Raw genomic sequence first — 15835 nt, 5'->3', positions numbered from 1 at the left:
ATGAACAAACTCAAATTATCCCTGCTTGGCTGCCTGCTCGGCATGGGCACCCCCATGGCATATGCCGCCAGTGCCGGTCAGGCGATGGTTAACCCCCAGTCCGGCGTAGTGGTCGGCTACTGGCACAACTGGTGTGACGGCTCGGGCTACAAGGGCGGTATCGCCCCCTGCGTCAAGCTCGATCAGGTCAACCCGCAATACAACGTGGTCGATGTCTCCTTCATGAAGGTCTATGGCAGCGATCCCATCCCCACCTTCAAACTCGACCCGGCCATCGGCATGAGCGAAAGCCAGTTTATCGAGCAGATCGCCGAGCTGAACCGTCAGGGCCGAGCCGTGCTGCTGGCGCTGGGCGGTGCCGATGCACACATCGAGCTGCGCAAGGGTCAGGAGCAGGCCTTTGCCGACGAGATCATCCGTCTGGTGGAGACCTACGGCTTCGACGGGCTGGATATCGACCTGGAACAGGCCGCCATCACCGCCGCCGACAACCAGACCGTGATCCCGGCAGCCCTGCGTCTGGTCAAGGATCACTACCGCGCCCAGGGGAAAAACTTCCTCATCACCATGGCGCCGGAGTTCCCCTATCTGACCCAGACTGGCGCCTACATCCCCTATATCCGCAATCTGGAAGGCTACTACGACTGGATCAACCCCCAGTTCTACAACCAGGGTGGCGACGGTATCTACATCGATGGCATCGGCTGGATTGCCCAGAACAACGATGCCCTGAAAGAAGAGTTCATCTACTACATGGCGGATTCGCTGAGCAACGGTACCCGCGGCTTCTACAAGATCCCCCATGACAAGCTGGTGTTCGGCATTCCGACCAACATCGACGCCGCCGCCACCGGCTATGTGCAGGATCCGCAGAAGCTCTACAACGCCTTCAACCGCCTCAAGAGCGAGGGGCAACCGCTGCGCGGCGTGATGACCTGGTCCATCAACTGGGACATGGGCCGCAACGCCGCCGGTCAGTCCTACAACGAATCCTTCATCAAGAGCTACGGCCCATTCATACACGATCAGGAGATCACGCCCCCGGACGACAACGGCAAGCCGGTCTTCAGCGGCCTGAGTGATACCCGCATCAAGCAGGGCACCGCCTTTGATCCGCTGGCCGGTGTCAGCGCCAACGACAAGGAAGATGGCGACCTGACTGGCCAGATCCAGGTGGAAGGTTCGGTAGATAGCCAGCGCATCGGCCTCTACCCCCTCACCTACAAGGTGAGCGATCGCGACAACAACGTCACCGAACAGGTACGAACCATCGAGGTCTACAGCATGAAGCCGGTATTCAGCGGTGTCACCGACACCACGCTGGAACTGGGTACCCCCTTCGATCCGATGGCTGGCGTCAGCGCCCATGATGAAGAAGATGGCGACCTGACCACCCAAATCAAGGTCAGCGGCAGCGTCGACAGCAGCAAGGTCGGCCGCTACACCCTCACCTATCAGGTGAGCGACAGCGCCGGTCAGCAGGTAACCCAGCAGCGCAACGTGACCGTCAGGGAGCAGGGCGCCGTCTGTGAAAACAGCTGGGATGCCAAGAAGGTCTACGTGGGCGGCGACATCGTCAGCCACAACGGCAAGAACTGGCTGGCTGGCTGGTGGACCCAGAACGAAGAGCCGGGCACCACGGGTGACTGGGGCGTCTGGCGCGTACAGGGCGACAGCGACTGCGGCGGCACAACGCCCCCCGCCGAAGGCAGCAGCGACTTCACCGTCAGCGCCATGGGCTCCGACTACACCATTGTCAACGGTCAGGTCAGCATCCGTTTCAACCTGACCACCGCCAACCCGGTGCAGATCTCTGCCACGCTGGAACAGAACGGCCGCAGCTATGGCAACACCACCAGTCTGGTTAACGGCACCAGCTCGCTGGTTTTGCAGGGCAGCAATGTCACCGATGGCAGTTACGAAGTAGTCATCACCGGTCTGGCTGACGGCCAGCAGCCGGTGGTGCAGCGCTTCCCGGTTGCGCTGACCGAAGAGAGCAGCAGCGGTGGCGAGGGTGACTACCCGGCCTACGCCCCCAACACCGGCTATCAGGCCGGTGATCGGGTAAGTAATGCCGGTGGCAACTACGAGTGCAAACCCTGGCCCTACAGCGGCTGGTGTGGCGGCTCGACCAGCCACTATGCACCGGGTACCGGCTCTGCCTGGAGCGATGCCTGGATCAAACTCTGACCTTGCCCCAACCACTAACGGAGGCCGACAGGCCCCCGCCCATATCCTGCCCGTCGGCCACGCTGCCGATGGGCAGGATGCACTGACCCGGACGGGTTAGCCCCTCTCTTTTACATGCTTGCCAAGCACCAAAAAACGTCCAACAACAACCAAGATAAGGAAATCACCATGCCAAGAACCACCAAGCTTGCCGCCCTGCTCGGACTGCTGCTGTCGGCCCATGTCGTGGCCGATGAGCGCGAACAAGCCTATTTCAAACAAACCTATCAGGAGCACTACGAGCAGATGACGGCGCGTCTCGCCGCGCTGCATCAGAGTGCGGCTGACGAGCAGAACGTGATCATCAAGGATGGCAAGCGCCACCTTGCCATCAACGGCCTGCTCTACCCGCTGACAGCGGATAACCACATCCTGTTCGATCTGCCCAAACCCCACTTTTTCGACGAAACAGCCATTCGTAACGTCTTTGATTTCTTCGATGAGGAGTGGGAGCTGACCTGGTACGACGGTGGGGTCGTAGCGGTCAACAAGCGCTTTGGCAACTATGACTACGGCAACGGCTGTCTGCTGGAGTACTTCCCCCACGGCCAGATCCAGAATGGCGAACGCACCCGGGTGGTGATGGAGACCAGCTCCTGCAGCGTCAACTCATTTGCCACCTCGCTGCAATATCTGGACAAAGGCGAGGAGCTGACGGCCGACCAGCTGGGGCTGGACGCCAGCCTGATCACGGCGGTCGAGCGCTATCAGGATCGGCTCTATGTCAGCCAGAACGGCAATCCGGGCCATGTGGCCATTATCGATATCCCGAGCCGCCAGCAGATTGGCGAGATCCGCGGCACCGCAACCGGCAGTGCCACGGCCTACAACCAGGTCAGTGAACTGTTTGTCCGCAACAACCAGCTCTACGTGGTCTCGCGCTACTCGCACCGGGTCGATATCTTCGATCTGGCCGATGAACATCGCCATGTCACCACCCTGGGAACCGGTCGGGATTCCGGCAGCAACAGCCTGCACCGCGCCCAGGCCGTCTTTGCCAATCAGGATTACGTGCTGGTGGCCGATGCGCTGAGCGAGATCAAGGTCTACCGCCAGCAGGATGTGACGCCGGAGAACAGCCTCCAGACCCCCATCGCCGGTCGGCTCGCCTTTGAAGGAAAATACAGCCACCGTCTGGTGCAACTCCATCAGGTGGGTGACTATCTCCTGGCCCATACAGCCGGCAAAAACTACTACATCTATGACTTGCGCAAACTGGCTGATGCCATCGCCAGCAACATCCCGCTGGCGCCTGAGCAGGTGATCGCCGACAGCAATCTGCAAAAAATCGACATGGATGGCGATCGGCTGGTGGTGAACTTCAAGGACCGCATCGAATGGCATGATGCCGATACCCTGATCGCCAACGACTTTCAGTTCAAGAACCCGACCTTTACTGTCCGGGAGATCAACCAGCAGCCCGTGGCGGCGCTGAAAGATCTCCAGCTGGCGGGCTCGGCGCTTGTCACCGCCAACGAACGCGGCCTGGGTTTCAACCAGCTGCTGAGCAAGGAGATCAGCTTCACGGCCGACGAGCAGTTGCCGGCTCGCCCGCTGATCTTCGATCAGCTGATGCCGACCGCAGTCAGCTACATACTGCGCAATGACGAACCCTACGAGGTACTGATCGATCGCGCCCAGCGTTCGGTCAACATCAATTCTCTGGTCAAGACCGAGCTGCTTGATAACGACACGGTGCGCATCACCAACTATGCCGCCAGAGAGCTGTATGACATCAATATCGAGTCACGCCTGAACGGTATCAACAAGTGGCTGATCCTGGGCCAGCTCGATCGCCTGCCCGCCTATGCCCAAATCACCCTGCCACTGAGCGCCTTTGGCGAGCAGGGACGCTTCAACAGCGCCAGCCGCGATGGCGTGTTTGATCTCAACAACCTGCTCGACAACAGCATCAATCTGCCTGCCCAGTTCGAGCACAGGTTCAGCTCCAACTCGGATCCGTTTGCCCAGAAGCTGGCACGCCTCAAGCCAAGCTGGAACGTGCGCTTCGCCACCAACACCAGCGGCTCCTGGCGCCCCATCAATGCCCTCTACGCCCGCGAATGGCTAATCATCGCCACCAACCTGGCCTACATGGTCTCGACCGAGGAGTTCAAACACGTCTGGTACAACTTCAAGGCGGTAAACGGCTACGAGATGTTCGGCAATGGCGGCAACAGCTATGTGCCAAACGGCATCTTTACGGCCGCCGATTATGACTACTACTACCACAGCCTGATGAAGCGCCCCTACCTCAACCTGGGGATCACCGCCATGGGGGGCGGGCTGGGGAGTGGTGGCATCACCGGGGTCGATACCTTTAACTTTGTGAGCCACTACTACGGCGGCTGGGGCATCATTGCCCACGAATTTGGCCACGGCTTCGATGGGAAGTCCTACAGCCATGAGAGCGCGTTTGCCCGTGGCAGCCACGGCTGGCATCCCCTGATGACGGGCATGGCCAACTACCATATCCGCAAGGGCGACCTGCCCTATGTGGACGATGATCTCAACGGTTTCCACAAGCCGGAAAACGACATCTATCGCTACAACTCGGTCAGCCAGGGGGCTCGCAAGCACCGCGCTGACAGCCACATGTACTATACCGACCACTACTTCATGCAATTCTCCACCATGCCGCAAGGCTGGGTAGCCAACGGCAGCGACTTCAGTGCCGGGCAGCTGGCGGCCCTGAACAATCAGGAGCGACTGCTGATGGGCTGGATCCCCAAGGAGTCGGAGAAAGGCAATCTCTGCCGGTTCACCTTCCAAGATGGCGAGCAGTACTACGGCTACGTCGAACAGCAGGCTGATGGTCTGCTCTGTGATGCCGGATCCCTGATCCGTTATCGACAGCCCGATGGCCAGTTTGTGCCGCTGGTCTCGGCCATCAACCAGTTTGACTGGCTGTCACTCCACCACAAGGGCAAGCTGGATCAGCCAGTGCTGCACCAGAATGGTCGCCAGCTCTGCTACAAGAATGTGGCGGGCTTTTACGGTATCGGCTTCGTCAATGACAACAAACAGTGCACCCAGTTGCCCAGCGTCTATCAGACCAATGGCAAGCACTGGCTGACCAGCTCCGGCTGGACCGGTCTCACCTACCTGAGCGGGGACTTCATCCTGCCCACGACCGGTAGCAGCAGTGACTTCACCGTCACCGATCTGGCGGCCGAATACTTCATCGTCAACGGCGCGCTCGACTTCAGCCTGACACTGACCACCACCAACCCGGTGACCGTCACCGCGACCCTGTTGCAGGATGGCAATCCGGTCGCTACCGGCAGCGCTCTGATCGATGATCAGGGTTCCCTGCAGCTGACGCAGTCGGGCCTTGCGGCCGGCAGTTACGAGCTGTTGCTGGCGGGCATGGCTGAGGGGAGCAAACAGGGCTTCGAGCGCCGCTTCACCCTGGCATTGGTGGAACAGGCACCGGGTGGTGACAGTGACGGTGGTAACGGCAGCTACCCGACCTATGTTGCGGGCACCGCTTATCAGAGTGGCGAACGGGTCAGCAATGCCGGTGGCGACTACGAGTGCAAACCCTGGCCCTACAGCGGCTGGTGTGGCGGCTCGACCGGCCACTATGCACCGGGTACCGGCAGCCACTGGAGCGATGCCTGGATCAAGCTGTAATCATCCGCTCGTGACCAAAAGAGAGCCATAACGACAGAGGGGGAGCCATCGGCTCCCCCTCTCGTTTATCTCTTCAACCCGGCTTAACGGGCATCTTCCTTCAGCCACTGCGCCACGCGCTTGGCGAAGTAGGTGAGGATGCCATCGGCCCCGGCCCGCTTGAAGCAGAGTAGAGACTCCATGATGGTCTCCTTCTCTTTCAGCCAGCCGTTCTGGATCGCCGCCATGTGCATGGCGTACTCGCCGCTGACCTGATAGGCGAAAGTCGGCACGCCGAACTGATCCTTCACCTGACGAACCACGTCCAGATAGGGCATGCCCGGCTTGACCATCACGCTGTCGGCCCCTTCCTGAATATCCAGCGCCACTTCGTGCAGGGCTTCGTTACTGTTGGCCGGATCCATCTGATAGGTGGCCTTGTTGCTCTTGCCGAGGTTGCCGGCAGAGCCAACCGCATCGCGGAATGGGCCGTAGTAGCAGGAAGCGTACTTGGCGGAGTAGGCCATGATCTGGGTGTTGATGAAGCCATTCTCTTCCAGCGCAGCGCGGATGGCGCCGATGCGGCCATCCATCATGTCGGACGGCGCGACTATATCGACCCCGGCTTCGGCGTGGGAGAGCGCCTGCTTGATCAGGATCTCGGTGGTGATGTCGTTCAGCACATAGCCTTCGTCATCGATGATGCCGTCCTGACCGTGGGTGGTGAACGGATCGAGCGCCACGTCGGTGATCACCCCGAGCTCCGGGAAGCGAGCCTTGAGGGCGCGCACGGTGCGCTGGGCCAGCCCGTTCGGGTTGTAGGCCTCTTCCGCCATCAGGCTCTTGCTCTCCAGCGGAGTGACCGGGAACAGGGCGATGGCAGGCACGCCCAGCTCCACCAGCTCGGCGGCTTCCTCCAGCAGCAGATCGATGGAGAGACGCTCCACCCCCGGCATGGAGGGAACGGCTTCCCGGCGGTTCTCCCCCTCCAGCACGAACACCGGATAGATGAGATCGTTGACGGTCAGTACGTTCTCGCGCACCAGACGACGGCTGAAATCATGTTTGCGCAGACGGCGCAGGCGGCGGCACGGAAAGGCGCCCGGAAGAGTTGTAGCCATGAATCACTCCTGGAGAGGAAGTTGGAAGAACGCGGCGGAGGTGGCCCGGGTATGGGCCAGCAAGGCCTCGGGCGCTTCACCACGACAGGCCGCCACCACCTGGGCGATGTGCGGCAAAAAAGCGGGTTCGTTGCGTTTCGGGCGCGGTTTCAGATCTCGCGGCACCAGATAGGGGGCATCGGTCTCGATCATCAGCCGACCGGCCGGAATACGCGCTACCTGTTCGCGCAGCAGCTGACCACGGCGCTCATCGCAGAGCCAGCCGGTCACCCCGATATGCAGCCCCAGCGCCAGACACTCGTCCAGCTCCTCGTCGGAACCGGTGAAGCAGTGCAGCACGGCTCCCGGCAGTTTCGGCAGCCAGGGACGGAGGATCTCGATAAAACGGGCGTGGGCATCGCGGCAGTGGAGAAACACCGGCATCCGGAGCTCAGCAGCCAGTGCCAGCTGGGCGTCGAATACCGCATCCTGCACCGGGCGGGGGGAGAAGTCGCGGTTGTAGTCGAGACCGCACTCGCCAATAGCCACCACCTGCGGCAAGGCTGCCAGCTCGCGCAAGGCGGGCAGGGTCGCCTCATCGACACTCTTGGCATCGTGAGGGTGTACCCCGGCGGTGGAGAAGCAGTAGCCCGGCCAGCGGGCGGCCAACTCGGCGCTCTCGCGGCTGCCAGCCAGATCGGTACCGGTGAGGATAAGCGCTTCCACCCCGGCGGCACGGGCACGGGCCACCAGCTCAGCCTGCTCGCCGGCGAACTGGCTGCTGGTCAGGTTTAAACCGATATCGATCATGGGATGAGACGTTCCGAACAAAAGGAATACATATCAGGTATTTGAAAACCATCTACCGAATGGGGTCTTACCATACGCCTCGAACGGGAGCATGAAAAGAGGAAGGGAGCCTCAGCTCCCCTCGTTCTGCTATTCCTGCGGACGTCGTCATCCTCTCGCCGTCCGGCAAACAGGTGACGAACAGAGCCTCAGCTCTCCACATCCGGTTGTTCCTGTTGCTCTTCATCCTCTTTCTTCACGTAGAAGCGGGCGAAGAACAGACCAATCTCCCACAGCGCCCACATCGGGATGGCGAGCAGGGTCTGGGAGAAGACATCAGGCGGCGTCAGCAGCATGCCGACCACAAACACCCCGACAACGACGTAGGGACGTTTCTCCTTCAGGTTTTGCGGTGTGGTCACGCCGGTCCAGCAGAGCAGTATGGTGGCCACCGGAATTTCGAACGCCACCCCGAATGCGAAGAACAGGGTCAGTACGAAGTCCAGATAGCTGGCGATGTCGGTCGCCACCGTCACCCCGGCGGGTGCGGTACTGGTGAAAAAACCGAACACCAGCGGGAACACCACGTAGTAGGCGAACGCCATACCCGCATAGAACAGCAGGGCACTGGAGACCACCAGCGGCATGATCAGCCGCCGCTCATGCTGGTACAGACCGGGGGCGATAAAGGCCCAGGCCTGATAGAGCAGATAGGGGATCGCCACGAAGAAGGAGACCACCAGGGTCAGCTTGATCGGCGTCAGGAAGGGGGTCGCCACATCCGTCGCGATCATGCTGGTCCCTTCCGGCAGCTGGCTGAGCAGCGGCTGGGCCACGAAGTCGTAGATATTGTTGGAGAAGTAGATCAGCGCCAGAAACACCACGAGGATGGCGGTAATGGAGCGCAGCAAGCGGGTTCTCAGCTCAACCAGATGGCTGATCAGGGGTTGTTCGGCCTGACTCATGACTTCACCTCCCCTTTTACTGCGGAGTCGCTGACCGGCACCAGCTCGCTCTCCCGCTGGCTGTTGACCGGCGGCACGTCGTGGCTCAGCTGCACCGCAGGCTCAACCGGCGTGGCAGGCTCAGCCTGGGCGACCGGCTCGGGGCGCGGCGGACGGATCTCGTTCTCCACCTGATAGGGGCGATTGACCGACTGGGCCGCCGCTTTGAGCTGTTCGATGGACTCCTGCAGCTCGGGGCTCAGGTTGCTCATCTGCAACTGTTCGGCCTTCTTGAGGTCGTTATGCAGCTCTTGCAACTTGAGCTCCTGCTCCAGCTCGGACTTGACCGAGTTCGCGGTCGAACGAATGAGGCGGATCCAGTGGGTAGCCGTGCGGATGGCAACCGGCAGCCGCTCGGGCCCCAGTACCACCAGTGCTACCACACCGATAACGACCAGCTCCCAAAAACCGATATCGAACATGGCTTAGGCCTGGTCTTTGTCTTTCTGCTTGGCGGTCTCACTGCTCTGAGTGGCCGCTTCGTTCAGCTGTTTCGGGGGAAACTCGGCATCTTTCTGCTCGGCCTTGGCATCAGCCGGCTCGTCGGAGAGGGCTTTCTTGAACCCTTTGACCGCCGCGCCCAGATCACCGCCAATGCCGCGCAGTTTCTTGGTACCGAACAGCAGCACGACGATGACTGCAATGATCAACAATTGCCAAATACTGATACCACCCATGATTTTCTCTCCAGAACAGGCGCCTGACGGCGCGGTTGTTGATTAATGGGAACGGGTTCGCAACCAGCCGACCAGCCAGCAGAGGGCTGCACCGGCGAGACTGGCTTGTCCCCACTCAATGTGTTGTTTTTGGGTCAGCAAGAATACACCCGCCAATAGCAGGCTGGCTCCAACCCCTAAGAGGTAGCGGGCCTGCCCCTGCCGACGGCTGTGACGGCGGAACTCGGCAAACATCTGGTCGAAATGACGCTGCTGATGACGGGTCTGACGCAGGGTCTCATAGACCAGCTCCGGCAGCTCCGGCAGCTTCTCCGCCCAGAATGGCGCCTTCTCCTTGATAGCGTTCAATACCGACTTGGGCCCGACCTGTTCGTGCATCCAGTTTTCGAGGAACGGCTTGGCGGTCTGCCACAAATCGAGTTGCGGGTAGAGCTGACGCCCCAACCCTTCCACATAGAGCAGGGTCTTTTGCAGTAGCACCAGCTGCGGCTGCACCGTCATATGGAAGCGGCGCGCGGTGTTGAACAGGTTGAGCAGCACGTGACCGAACGAAATTTCGGAGAGCGGCTTCTCGAAGATGGGCTCCAGCACGGTGCGGATGGCGAACTCGAACTCATCCACCTTGGTGTCTGCCGGTACCCAGCCCGACTCCACATGCAGCTCCGCCACCCGACGATAGTCACGGTTGAAGAAGGCGAGGAAGTTCTCCGCCAGATAGCGTTTATCTTCCCGATTGAGGGTACCGACGATGCCGCAGTCGATGCCGATCCAGAGCGGGTTTTCCGGATGTTCGTAAGAGACGAAGATGTTGCCCGGGTGCATGTCGGCGTGGAAGAAGCTGTCGCGGAACACCTGGGTGAAGAAGACCTCGACCCCGCGCTCGGCCAGCAGCTTCATATTAGTGCCGTTGGCTTCCAGCGCCGGTATATCGGAGACCGGAATACCGTAGATGCGCTCCATCACCAGCACCTGCTCGCGGCAGAGGTCGGTAATGATTTCAGGCACATAGAGCGCCTCGGAGCCGGTGAAATTGCGGCGTAGCTGGATGGCATTGGCCGCTTCACGCATCAGATTCAGCTCGTCGAGGATGGTCTTGCGATACTCCTCCACCACCTCGATGGGGCGCAGTCGCGCGCTCTGGGGCACGAAGCGGGCCACCAGACGGGCCAGCGCCTGCATCAACCGCAGGTCAGCCTCGATGACCGGCTCGATGTCGGGACGGATCACCTTGATGACGATCTCGCGGCCACTCTCCTTCAGGCGGGCGGTATGCACCTGCGCGATGGAGGCCGACGCCAGAGGCGTCTCGTCGAAGTCGTCAAACAGGGTTTCGATGGGACAACCCAGGCTCAGCTCGATCTGCTGGCGCGCCGCCTGACCACAGAAGGGGGGCACCCTGTCCTGCAGCAGGGCCAGCTCTTCGGCGATATCCGGCGGCAACAGGTCGCGGCGGGTCGAGAGCATCTGGCCAAACTTGATGAAGATGGGGCCGAGAGCCTCGAAAGCGAGGCGGATGCGGGCACCGCGGCTGAGATCCGGTTGTTTGTTCTTGAGCCAGAACAGGGAGCGACGGGCCAGACGACCCGGCCAGGGTTGATAGCGGGCGGGCACCAGTTCGTCGATGCCCTGCTCCAGCAGGATGGTGATGATGCGATAGAGGCGTTTGAACTCCTTCGGGGTCATCAGGTCACCTGCTGTTCGAAGCGGGCCAGCCGCAGTTCGACGGCCTTGAGCTGCTGGGCCAGCACCTCGACGTCATCGTTGAAACTCGCCACTTCCAGCGGGCTGGGGGCGAGGCGGGCCTCTTCGGTCAGATATTCCGCCAGCTGGCTGCGGGTGCGGCACAGCTCGCGGCCGAAAAGACGACGCGCCTGACGGGCACCGCTGAACAGGGTGTGGGCAACGACATCGCCGGTATAGCGCGACAGCTCCTCTTCCCAGTCGATATCCAGCTCGCCCAGCAGCACGCTGAATGCCTGTACCAGCTGGGGATCACCGCTCAGATCCAGCTTCTCCTCGCGGATATAGCGGGTCAGGGCGGAAGGGTCTTTCAGCAGACCGAGGGCGGTCAGGGAGAGACTGAGCACCGCATCGGCCTCCCCTTCATGCTGGGCCAGCACATCCAGCCGACGCTCGGAGAAGACAAACCAGAGCGGCTTGAGTTCACGCAGCTCCAGCTTGAGCACCTTGCCCACCAGTTTGCGCAGCCGCTCCGGGCTCTGTTTGTCCAGCGCCAGCAACTGGTTGAGGCTGGTTTCGATCACCGCGGTGACCATGGCATCCATCGGCATAGGCAACCTTAAAACTTGTAACCGCGGTGCAGGGCGACCACACCCTGAGTCAGATTGAAGTACTCCACCTGCTCGAAACCGACATTTTCCATCATGCCAGCCAGAGTCTGCTGATCCGGGTGCATGCGGATGGACTCTGCCAGATATTTGTAGCTTTCACTGTCGTTCGCGACAATTTCGCCCATTTTCGGCAGCAATTTGAAGGAGTAGAGATCATAGAGCTTGGCGATCACTTCACTGACCGGCTTGGAGAACTCCAGCACCAGCAGACGGCCACCCGGCTTGAGCACCCGGAACATGGAGGCGAGCGCCTTGTCCTTGTCGGTGACGTTGCGCAGGCCGAAACCGATGGTAATCACATCGAAGTGGTTATCCGGGAAGGGGAGCGCCTCGGCATTGGCCTGCACGTAGGAGACGTTGTTGGCGACCCCCAGATTGCGCAGCTTGTCGCGGCCCACTTTCAGCATGGAATCGTTGATATCCGCCAGCACCACCTGACCAGTCTCGCCGACGATGCGGGAGAACTTGGCGGTCAAGTCACCGGTACCTCCGGCCAGATCCAGCACCTTCTGGCCCTTGCGCACACCGGAACAGTCGATGGTGAAGCGCTTCCACAGGCGGTGGATGCCGAACGACATCAGATCGTTCATCAGATCATACTTGGCTGCCACCGAATGGAAGACACCTGCTACCAGAGTTTCCTTCTCGGTCGCGGCCACGGTTTTAAAGCCAAAATGCGTTGTCGTTGCTTGTTCTGACATCCCTTAAACACCCATAGAGCAAAGAATGGCCGCCAGTTTACCAGAGCCACTGGCGTCCGGACACCTTAAACCCGGCTCGCAACCAACTGCATGCCCAGCACCACCATGGCCAGACAGAGGAAGAGATTGAGACCGATATTGAGCAGCGCTTTCAGATAGGCCCCATGTTGAGCCAGCACCACCGTATCGAGGGCAAAGGAAGAGAAAGTAGTCAGGGCACCGAGGATCCCCACCATCAGCAGCGGCTTCATCGGGTGTTCTACCACATGACCATGACTAATGAGGGCGAATGCCACCCCCATGATGAAAGAGCCCACCACGTTGACCACCAGAGTCCCGTAAGGAAAGTGGCGCCCCAGCAGCAAGGCCATCAGTTCGGCAATCCCAAAACGAAGGCAGGCGCCGATGGCGCCCCCTGCAGCAACATAGAACCAGGTTTGCATGGTGTCACTCCCTCAGGGTCAGACCGCCATTATGTCGCAATGGCGGCCCTTGTGCCCAGAGGCGGAACTAATCGACATCCAGCCTGATTGAAATCTCAGCGGCGAAAATCGATGGGCTCTGGCTCACCCAGCACGATTTCGGTCTGGGCCGGGCGGGTCTGGGCAATCACCTTGCCGTGGCGGATCGAGTAACGCACCGGCACCTGACGGCGCACCGCATCGAAGCCGTTGTCGGCAGGCAGGATCAACAGGTTGGCCGGTTTGCCCACCTCTATGCCATAACGATCCTGCACGTTCAGGGTGCGGGCGCTGTGGCTGCTGATCAGCTTCAGACCGTCGTTGATCTGCTCGTAGCCCATGATCTGGCAGACATGCAGCCCCATGTGCAACACCTGCAACATGTTGGCGGTGCCCATGGGGTACCAGGGATCGAACACATCGTCGTGACCGAAGCAGACGTTGATGTTCGCCTCCAGCATCTCCTTCACCCGGGTAATGCCGCGGCGTTTGGGATAGGTATCGAACCGTCCCTGCAGGTGAATGTTCACCAGCGGATTGGCCACGAAGTTGATGTCCGCCATCTTCAGCAGCCGGAACAGGCGGGAAGCATAAGCGCCGTTGTAGGAGTGCATGGCGGTGGTGTGACTGGCGGTGACTCTATGACCGATACCCCGCTCGTAGGCCAGGGTCGCCAGCGTCTCGATAAAACGGGACTGCTCGTCATCGATCTCGTCACAGTGCACATCGACCAAAACCTGATACTTCTCGGCAAGATCGAAGATGTAGTGCAGACTTTCGACCCCATATTCCCGGGTAAACTCGAAGTGGGGGATCGCACCAATCACGTCGGCACCCAGCTTGAGCGCCTCCTCCAGCAGTGCCTTGCCATTCGGGTAGGAGAGGATCCCCTCCTGCGGGAAGGCGACGATCTGCAGCTCCACCCACTCCTTCATCTCTTCCCGCACCTCCAGCATCGCCTTGAGCGCGACCAGATTGGGATCGGAGACATCGACGTGAGTACGGACAAACTGGATGCCGTTGGCGATCTGCCACTTCAGCGTCTGGATGGCGCGCTGTTTCACATCCTCATGGGTCAGCAGCGCCTTGCGCTCGGCCCAGCGCTCGATCCCCTCGAACAGGGTGCCGGAGAGGTTCCAGCTCGGCTCGCCCGCTGTCTGGGTGGTATCGAGGTGAATGTGGGGTTCGATAAAGGGAGCGATCGCCAGACCGCCCTCCCCGTCCAGCACCCGACCGGCGACGGCATGTTCGTCATGGGGTTCGATGGCTGTGATGACCCCATCCTGACAACGGATCTGCCACAACCCTTCCCGATCGGCCAAACGAATATGTTGAATCAGCATTTGTTAGCTTCCTGTACCAGAACCGGCCGCTGGGTGAGGCGAACCAGAATGAAATAGGTGAAGGCGGCGCCCAATACCGCGTTGAGTGGCACTATGCCCGGCAGCCACTTGCCGACAGCCACCCCGACTGCCGTGGCGACCAGCGCCTGCCAGCGCACCGTCTCGAACTGCTGATCGGCAAACTTACGGTAACGCTCACGATTGAGCAGGAAATCCATGATGATAATGCCACCAATCGGGGGAATTGCCGTACTCAAAAAGGCCAGCCAGCCGACAAAGTTGTTGTAAAGCCAGAGGGCGCAAGCGGTACCGATGAGGCCGTTGATCACGCTGAGCGGCTTGCTCTTGAGGCCGGTAATGTTGGCAAATCCGAGACCGGAGGCGTAGAGAGCGTTGTCGTTGGTGGTCCAGATATTGAGACCCAGCACCAGAATGGCGGGGATCAGTAAACCCTGCATCAACATCACTTCCGATATATCGGCCTGCCCGGTCACCGCCGCACCGGCAGCACCGAAGACGAACATTAGCGTGTTGCCCAAAAAAAACGCCACCATGGTAATCATGACGGCGCCCCAGGGTTTGCGACCAAATCGGACAAAGTCGGCGGTCAGAGTTCCTGCACTGATAAAGGAACCGACCACCATGGTCAGCGCCGTGGTGAACTCGATAGGATTGGTCGGTTGTACCTGCTGCAGCGCCGCCATGCCACCGGTCGAGGTCACCGCCAGCCAGACCGAGTAACCGCCGAGCAGCGCAATGGCCGGCACGGCCACAAAGCTCAGCACCATCAGGGCGGAGATCCCGAAGTAGACGGTCACCGTCATCAACATGCCCGAAATGGCGATCAGCCAGTTCACATCGATCCCAGTCGCCTTCTGTACCGGCAGGGCAAACATCGCCACGCCCACGCCAAACCAGCCGACCTGAGTGCCACCCAGCAGCAGGGATGGCAGCCAGGAACCTTTCACCCCAAACGAGTAGCGCGCCAACAGATGGGTAGAGAGACCGGTTGAGGCACCGATATAACCGAGACAAGCGGTGTAGATACCCAGCAGCAAGTTGCCGATCAGTACCGCCTTGATGAAGTCATCGAACACCAGCCCAGCGCCCAGCGCACCACCGGTCCACATGCTGGCAGAGAAGAAGGTCAGGCCGAGCATCACCAGCATCAACGACAGCACACCTTTGCGCCCTTTGGCGGGTACCGCCCCCAAACAGTATTCGTTATCCTGCGCCATGCTCTTTCTCCACGTAATAGGCAAAACGCGCCGGATTTTACATGTAAAACGTTTTACGTCAATCAATCATGGTTAAATCTCTGGATAAAACCATCAATAACAGTCAAATGAGTAACACACCGGGACTCAAATCAGCAGATAAACAGTGTCGGCTGCAAGCAGAGGGGGTTGTGGGAATAGGGAATGTAAGGGGATATCACAAAAATGACAGATGCAAAAAAGCCTCCCTTTTCAGGGAGGCTTTCTATTTAATGGTGCTGATACCCAGAATCGAACTGGGGACCTCATCCTTACCAAGGATGCGCTCTACCGACTGAGCCATATCAG

The 15835-nt window shown here is 60.1% G+C and carries 13 protein-coding genes; 2 read left to right on the top strand and 11 right to left on the bottom strand.

Annotation, left to right across the window (positions count from 1 at the left end):
* Positions 1-2190: an immunoglobulin-like domain-containing protein gene (locus tag G5533_RS19170; protein ID WP_441255222.1), complete on the top strand. Its 2190-nt coding sequence runs from the start codon at positions 1-3 to the stop codon at positions 2188-2190.
* Positions 2191-2358: 168 nt separating this feature from the next.
* Entirely contained in the window at positions 2359-5865 is a 3507-nt protein-coding gene (locus G5533_RS19165; protein ID WP_441255221.1) for a hypothetical protein, read from the top strand.
* Between the two features lie 83 nt (positions 5866-5948).
* Here the strand turns inward: G5533_RS19165 and hemB are convergent, their stop codons facing one another.
* The 11 genes from hemB to codB form a co-directional block, all read right to left on the bottom strand.
* Entirely contained in the window at positions 5949-6965 is a 1017-nt protein-coding gene (gene hemB / locus G5533_RS19160) for a porphobilinogen synthase (RefSeq protein ID WP_279465538.1), read from the bottom strand.
* 3 nt (positions 6966-6968) lie between these two features.
* Positions 6969-7754 carry a TatD family hydrolase gene (locus tag G5533_RS19155; RefSeq protein WP_227341666.1) on the bottom strand — a complete coding sequence of 262 codons (786 nt, stop codon included), beginning with the start codon at positions 7752-7754 and terminating at the stop codon, positions 6969-6971.
* Positions 7755-7942: 188 nt separating this feature from the next.
* Positions 7943-8698, bottom strand: a complete 756-nt coding sequence (gene tatC / locus G5533_RS19150; protein ID WP_005342401.1) for a twin-arginine translocase subunit TatC — start codon at positions 8696-8698, stop codon at positions 7943-7945.
* On the bottom strand, positions 8695-9159 hold the full coding sequence (gene tatB / locus G5533_RS19145; RefSeq protein ID WP_110304509.1) for a Sec-independent protein translocase protein TatB: 465 nt from the start codon (positions 9157-9159) through the stop codon (positions 8695-8697). Before tatB ends, tatC begins: the two co-directional genes overlap by 4 nt.
* 3 nt (positions 9160-9162) lie before the next feature.
* Positions 9163-9414 carry a Sec-independent protein translocase subunit TatA gene (gene tatA / locus G5533_RS19140; protein ID WP_005339385.1) on the bottom strand — a complete coding sequence of 84 codons (252 nt, stop codon included), beginning with the start codon at positions 9412-9414 and terminating at the stop codon, positions 9163-9165.
* Positions 9415-9456: 42 nt separating this feature from the next.
* Positions 9457-11097 carry a ubiquinone biosynthesis regulatory protein kinase UbiB gene (gene ubiB, locus G5533_RS19135; protein ID WP_005339383.1) on the bottom strand — a complete coding sequence of 547 codons (1641 nt, stop codon included), beginning with the start codon at positions 11095-11097 and terminating at the stop codon, positions 9457-9459.
* Positions 11097-11705: a ubiquinone biosynthesis accessory factor UbiJ gene (locus tag G5533_RS19130; RefSeq protein WP_227341667.1), complete on the bottom strand. Its 609-nt coding sequence runs from the start codon at positions 11703-11705 to the stop codon at positions 11097-11099. The genes ubiB and G5533_RS19130 overlap by 1 nt, the downstream gene beginning before the upstream one ends.
* A gap of 8 nt (positions 11706-11713) precedes the next feature.
* Positions 11714-12466, bottom strand: coding sequence for a bifunctional demethylmenaquinone methyltransferase/2-methoxy-6-polyprenyl-1,4-benzoquinol methylase UbiE (ubiE, locus tag G5533_RS19125; RefSeq protein WP_005342396.1), 753 nt, complete (start codon positions 12464-12466; stop codon positions 11714-11716).
* Between the two features lie 65 nt (positions 12467-12531).
* Entirely contained in the window at positions 12532-12909 is a 378-nt protein-coding gene (gene crcB / locus G5533_RS19120) for a fluoride efflux transporter CrcB (RefSeq protein ID WP_005339378.1), read from the bottom strand.
* A gap of 95 nt (positions 12910-13004) precedes the next feature.
* Positions 13005-14270, bottom strand: coding sequence for a cytosine deaminase (locus tag G5533_RS19115; RefSeq protein WP_106844567.1), 1266 nt, complete (start codon positions 14268-14270; stop codon positions 13005-13007).
* The gene (gene codB / locus G5533_RS19110) at positions 14264-15508 is read right to left on the bottom strand and encodes a cytosine permease (protein ID WP_421309977.1); all 1245 of its coding nucleotides are present in this window, start codon (positions 15506-15508) and stop codon (positions 14264-14266) included. Before codB ends, G5533_RS19115 begins: the two co-directional genes overlap by 7 nt.
* Positions 15509-15835: the final 327 nt, after the last annotated feature.

This window comes from Aeromonas sp. A600620 (assembly GCF_029479985.1).
GTDB classification, from domain to species: Bacteria; Pseudomonadota; Gammaproteobacteria; order Enterobacterales; family Aeromonadaceae; genus Aeromonas; species Aeromonas veronii_A.
This window is presented reverse-complemented; position numbering and strand designations above follow the sequence as displayed.

Bases quoted from the DNA above. Each gene is read 5' to 3' on its own strand.
- codB (WP_421309977.1), bottom strand. From the start codon at position 15,508: ATGGCGCAGGATAACGAATACTGTTTGGGGGCGGTACCCGCCAAAGGG.
- tatC (WP_005342401.1), bottom strand. From the start codon at position 8,698: ATGAGTCAGGCCGAACAACCCCTGATCAGCCATCTGGTTGAGCTGAGA.
- hemB (WP_279465538.1), bottom strand. From the start codon at position 6,965: ATGGCTACAACTCTTCCGGGCGCCTTTCCGTGCCGCCGCCTGCGCCGT.
- G5533_RS19170 (WP_441255222.1), top strand. From the start codon at position 1: ATGAACAAACTCAAATTATCCCTGCTTGGCTGCCTGCTCGGCATGGGC.
- ubiB (WP_005339383.1), bottom strand. From the start codon at position 11,097: ATGACCCCGAAGGAGTTCAAACGCCTCTATCGCATCATCACCATCCTG.
- G5533_RS19115 (WP_106844567.1), bottom strand. From the start codon at position 14,270: ATGCTGATTCAACATATTCGTTTGGCCGATCGGGAAGGGTTGTGGCAG.
- G5533_RS19165 (WP_441255221.1), top strand. From the start codon at position 2,359: ATGCCAAGAACCACCAAGCTTGCCGCCCTGCTCGGACTGCTGCTGTCG.
- crcB (WP_005339378.1), bottom strand. From the start codon at position 12,909: ATGCAAACCTGGTTCTATGTTGCTGCAGGGGGCGCCATCGGCGCCTGC.
- tatB (WP_110304509.1), bottom strand. From the start codon at position 9,159: ATGTTCGATATCGGTTTTTGGGAGCTGGTCGTTATCGGTGTGGTAGCA.
- G5533_RS19130 (WP_227341667.1), bottom strand. From the start codon at position 11,705: ATGCCGATGGATGCCATGGTCACCGCGGTGATCGAAACCAGCCTCAAC.
- tatA (WP_005339385.1), bottom strand. From the start codon at position 9,414: ATGGGTGGTATCAGTATTTGGCAATTGTTGATCATTGCAGTCATCGTC.
- ubiE (WP_005342396.1), bottom strand. From the start codon at position 12,466: ATGTCAGAACAAGCAACGACAACGCATTTTGGCTTTAAAACCGTGGCC.
- G5533_RS19155 (WP_227341666.1), bottom strand. From the start codon at position 7,754: ATGATCGATATCGGTTTAAACCTGACCAGCAGCCAGTTCGCCGGCGAG.